This window comes from uncultured Nostoc sp. (assembly GCF_964245575.1).
Taxonomy (GTDB): Bacteria; Cyanobacteriota; Cyanobacteriia; order Cyanobacteriales; family Nostocaceae; genus Nostoc.
Genome location: NZ_CAXTNP010000085.1, coordinates 22,624 through 27,169, shown reverse-complemented (window position 1 = coordinate 27,169; position 4,546 = coordinate 22,624). Strand labels below are relative to the sequence as shown.

At 39.5% G+C, this 4,546-nt stretch carries 6 protein-coding genes and 2 pseudogenes; 2 read left to right on the top strand and 6 right to left on the bottom strand.

Features of this window, described 5'->3' with window-relative positions; translation table 11 throughout:
* Positions 1-455 (top strand): annotated as a pseudogene (locus ACFFAP_RS15645) (PBS lyase); the annotation flags it as partial.
* A gap of 226 nt (positions 456-681) precedes the next feature.
* Here the strand turns inward: ACFFAP_RS15645 and ACFFAP_RS15640 are convergent.
* From ACFFAP_RS15640 to ACFFAP_RS15615, 6 genes and pseudogenes are all read right to left on the bottom strand, one after another.
* Positions 682-1,764, bottom strand: a complete 1,083-nt coding sequence (locus ACFFAP_RS15640) for a hypothetical protein (RefSeq protein ID WP_375512065.1) — start codon at positions 1,762-1,764, stop codon at positions 682-684.
* Positions 1,765-1,770: 6 nt separating this feature from the next.
* Positions 1,771-2,244: pseudogene (locus ACFFAP_RS15635) on the bottom strand (LemA family protein).
* Between the two features lie 415 nt (positions 2,245-2,659).
* Positions 2,660-2,911: a hypothetical protein gene (locus tag ACFFAP_RS15630; protein ID WP_375512064.1), complete on the bottom strand. Its 252-nt coding sequence runs from the start codon at positions 2,909-2,911 to the stop codon at positions 2,660-2,662.
* Positions 2,912-2,916: 5 nt separating this feature from the next.
* Positions 2,917-3,144 carry a DNA-binding protein gene (locus ACFFAP_RS15625; RefSeq protein WP_375512063.1) on the bottom strand — a complete coding sequence of 76 codons (228 nt, stop codon included), beginning with the start codon at positions 3,142-3,144 and terminating at the stop codon, positions 2,917-2,919.
* Positions 3,145-3,400: 256 nt separating this feature from the next.
* Positions 3,401-3,619, bottom strand: coding sequence for a type II toxin-antitoxin system HicA family toxin (locus ACFFAP_RS15620; RefSeq protein ID WP_375512062.1), 219 nt, complete (start codon positions 3,617-3,619; stop codon positions 3,401-3,403).
* Positions 3,620-3,838: a type II toxin-antitoxin system HicB family antitoxin gene (locus ACFFAP_RS15615; protein ID WP_273763426.1), complete on the bottom strand. Its 219-nt coding sequence runs from the start codon at positions 3,836-3,838 to the stop codon at positions 3,620-3,622.
* Positions 3,839-3,930: 92 nt separating this feature from the next.
* On the opposite strand from ACFFAP_RS15615, the gene ACFFAP_RS15610 reads away from it, so the two are divergent.
* Complete coding sequence (locus tag ACFFAP_RS15610) at positions 3,931-4,128, top strand: DUF4926 domain-containing protein (RefSeq protein WP_375512061.1); 198 nt, start codon at positions 3,931-3,933, stop codon at positions 4,126-4,128.
* Positions 4,129-4,546: the final 418 nt, after the last annotated feature.

Sequence of the window (4,546 nt, the reverse complement as noted above, 5' to 3'; positions counted from 1 at the left end):
ATGTTCGTTCCAGTGCAGCAGTGGGATTGGAGAAGATCGGACTACTGAATCTAAATAATATTGTTGTAATTCTCGATCTGGTCTATGATGCAGCCCAATCAGAAGTTGCACAGTGGCGATTTTTAACCTATTTCCTTGGTGGTGGCACAGAAGATGTGAAAACCTTGCTCAGATGGCTAGGCAAACCGAAAGCAATTCCTGATAAACTGACACACGCAGAAGGTCTAAATACACTCTTAATCTTTCGCCAAGCCTGGGAACCCAGCCAAGAACTAGATGAATTAAGAAAAGATTTAGCACAGCAAATTTCTGAAGTTGCTGCCAACAAACAAATTCTTTGGAAAGCACAAGATATTAACTTACTGCAAACTCACTACAGCAACCTCAAAAAAATTAACTCCACCAATGCTGATGCACTACAGTCAGTAATTAATAATGTGGAATATCGGCAGTAGTTTTTCAAAGCCGGAATCACTATCATCTCTCATGCCGCTTTCTGGCTAGCTCTGCTCTTTGCCTACCCCAAATTTCCCCAAGTCCAAGCCATCTTCTTCTGGAACCCTTGGGTAAGACGCATTTTAGGCGTGGGTTATGTCAGCTTTCTCCACCCCGCAGGCGTTGTGGGGGTGAGGTTCTCCGTGTTTAACAAGTAATTAGGCGAAGTTAATATAATCAGTGATATTAACTTCGCTGTGGAGAAGATTGTTTCTGTTTGGAAACGCCACGCTGAGGGTTTAAAAATGGGGGAATGGGACAATCTAGCGTCATTGCGATCGCTCTTAGTAAATCTGCTTCTGACTGTGTAACTTTGTTATCCAAAAGTACCGTGTGGGCGCAGGCATCAACAATAGCTTGCTTGAGTTTGGGACTTGCTAGGCGGAGGCGATCGATACTCTTCTTTAGTTCAGTGAAATTATAGGTTAGTGGTATTTCTGGTTTTTCTTGTTCTCCAGCTTTAGGAAGTCGAAAAACTCCACAACGAAAAGCATAGGCGATGTCTTCGGTGGAGGCATCGGGTTGGGAGTATCCGACGCGGGCAATTACGGACAATACTAATAGACTATCTGGCCAAATCTCTTCTATGGACGTAAATTCGACCGTTGTCGCAGATGTGGGATTTATACTAGGTTGGAGCCGATGCCAAAGTATTAACTGCAACACAAAATGCCACAGTGATAAACTTCCGGTAGCTACAACTAAACCGTGGATGCATTTGCATAGCCTTTGGCATTCTTTAGCAGAATTTTGGCGCAATACAGGTACTGCTAAATCCACAAGTGGCAAGCGAATTCTGGGATCTAACTGGCTAATTTCGCTACTCAATTCCAGGGTTTTGTCTACCAACTCAGCAGGCTGCACCTCACGTAACCAAGCAATTTGACGTTCTTGGATCTCCATATTTTCAGTATCTAACGCTAGCGCCAAAGCGATCGCCATTTCCTCGACAATATTTAATAGTTGTCGCCCTTGTTCATCTGCCATTTCTGGTATCAGGAGTCTTCCCCCTAACTCCTCGGCAATTACGCTTTTGCCCTCACGGAGATAGGCAATTTTATATAAGCTTGCTAGTGCGATCGCAATTATTGTAATCCCAGCCACGTAGAGAAATAATCCTGGATGCCACCAAATTCTAGGAGCCATCTGGAACAGAAATAAAGTGGCAATATAAATCGCCATAATCATAACTGCGATCGACAGGGAAAATAACCCGATTAATTGTTGCGTATTTTGGCGTGCCCGATCCTGATGTTCAAAGAAATTCATAGATACCTAAAAAGACACACGTGGGGCATTTCTCATTTCTGGAGTAGCTTCGGGGAGCAATTCTGCAACAGTAAAGTTAAAAGTATTTGCCACAAGGTTGCTGGGGAAAGATTCGCTCTTGGTGTTGTAAAGTGTCACCGCGTCATTAAAAGCCTGACGTGCAAAAGCAATCCGGTTTTCAGTGGAAGATAATTCTTCCATCACCTAAGTCATGGCGCGATCGGCTTTCAATTCTGGATAAGATTCTGAAAGTACCATCAACCGACTTAACACACCCGTCAGCGCTTCTTCAGCATTGCCCAACTGTTGCATCGCTTGGCGATCGCCGGGATTTTGTGCGGCACGACTATTAGCATTAATTGCAGAATTCCGGGCGGCAATAACTGCTTCTAGAGTTTCTCGCTCATGTTTCATGTACCCTTTGGCAGTTTCCACTAAGTTAGGAATTAAATCATAGCGGCGCTGTAATTGAACATCGATTTGAGAGTAAGCATTTTTGTAACGGTTGCGATACTTGACTAAATCGTTGTAGCCATTAATGATAATTACAGCAACAATCGCAACTCAAGCCACAGAAAATATTAAAATCCCCATATTTTTAGGTTATTTCCATCAGGTACTTACTTTTTTGCAGATTTACCAATCACGGTAATCTTTATATCCAGCAAAATTTGTGTGGATATAAAGATGAGTCTACTTTTAGCAAGTTGGCTTCGTCGTCTGTAAAATTAATTACGCAATTGCACTGAGCTTGATAAGTTGTAAGATTTTTTAAATAACCACAGAGGCACAGATAACTAACTTACAACAATTCAAAATTTGTTAACTCTATCATCTATCTTTTCTCTGTGTACTCTGCGCCTCTGCGGTTGATTAAAAAGTATAGGTAGATAAGTTACCTATAAATCTGAGTAAATAGAGAATAACCACTGACAGCCAAAATAAAAAGCATAGCAGCAGGAATAATTACTACATCTCTGACAAGAAATAAAATCCAATCTTTTCTTAGTTCTTGTTTGAACTTGAGTTCTTGCAGTTTGCGCTCAAATTCTGCATCTTCTTGTGACTGCAAGTTTACAGTTGAGATAATTAGTGGATTGTCGCCTTTACTGGCAATTATTTTTGATAAATCTGTTCGATCTGTCATGCTGTTTAGATACCAATAATTTCAGTTTCAAGATTTTGGTTATCATCTGCAACCCAGATATGCTTGCCTTTTTGCTTGGCTTCTACGGCTACTTCTAGGAGTGCGATCGCTTTTAGAAGTACCTCAGCATTATCTCCATTAATCTGTTGTGCCAGATTGTTTAGTGTCTCATAAACTTCTGGTGATAAATCTAAGTTTATTTTAATTCGTTGATTTTTTTCTTGTGCAGTCATCTCTATTTTATTTAATATTTTTAAGCTAAAACCCAGTTTTCCAACTGTAATTTAGAAATGCGGCTGTAATGACGAGTATTGTTTGTTACTAAAATGTAATTTTTTGCAACTGCAACACTAGTAATTAGTAAATCAAATTCAGCAATTATTTATCCTATTCTACGGAGTTCTGCCTTTAATTAACCATACTTTTTGAGAGCAGGATCAGTTAAAGGTATAACGGCTCTGACTAATATAATGATGCTTGTATCTAAGTTTATTTGTTTTCGAGGAATTCATCAACTGTAATTCCTGCCTGTCGAATCAAACTTCTAAGTAACCCAGGTGCTAATTCCCGATGATTGGGAACTGATAAAGTTGGTTTTGATTCACACCAAAGTATCATGTGGCTTCCTGTTTGGTGATCTAATATATAACCAAAATTTTCAAAAATCTTGACAGCTTCTTTACCGGAGATATTTGATAAACGTCCCATTTATACTACAACTTCTCCGATAAACACTTGCGATTCCTTAACAATATAAGGTTTGCCATGTTTAGCTTGGACGTGGAGATATCCTGTAATGGCATCTTTAATATTTTCAATTGCCTCATCTAGTGTTTTGCCTTGACTCACGCAACCTGGAAGTTCAGGAACCTCAGCAATATAGCCTTCATATTCTGCATCAAAGGTAAAAATTACTTGAAATTTCATAATAAATTAATCTTGTATAGTTGAGGTCTAAAATAAATATAACGCTCAAATCCTAAGTTTGTTACTTCATACCCACTGAAACGGAGAGAAGAATGATTCAAGTACTTGATAGGGTTATTCTGACTAATGATCTTCCAGAATATAGTTTAGAGCAGGGTGATACAGGTACAGTTGTTTTAGTACATCAGGGTGGCAAAGGATATGAGGTTGAATTTGTCATATTAGATGGGGAAACTGTGGCAATTGTTTCACTCCACAGTATACAAGTACGTCCCATTGATAGAACATAAATTGCGCGATCGCGCCTGATAAATTAATGTGAATAGTGCGATCGCACTTGTTAAATTCGTCTTCTTGAATGCCTAGTGACTGAAATCGCGGCTATACGAACAAAACCTGCAAAGGCAGGTTTCAAAACATTGAAATTAGTGAAAGCAAACTTCGCTTGTGTGCGTGGCTATCAGGAATGTTTGAGAAAGTGAATTTAATTTAAAAAAGTTAAAAAATAAAGTACTCTATTTACTTCCTATAATGCACCAACCCGATCGCAACTTTCGTCAAGCCTCCACAGTCAATCCATTAAACACCATGTTTTCCATAAAGGTATCGCGCTTTGTCCTGGCTTGGAAATCAACTTTTGAACTGGTAAACTAGCTTTTGCGACTCCTAAACTAGCTTTTGCGACTCCTAAACTAGCTTTTGCGACTC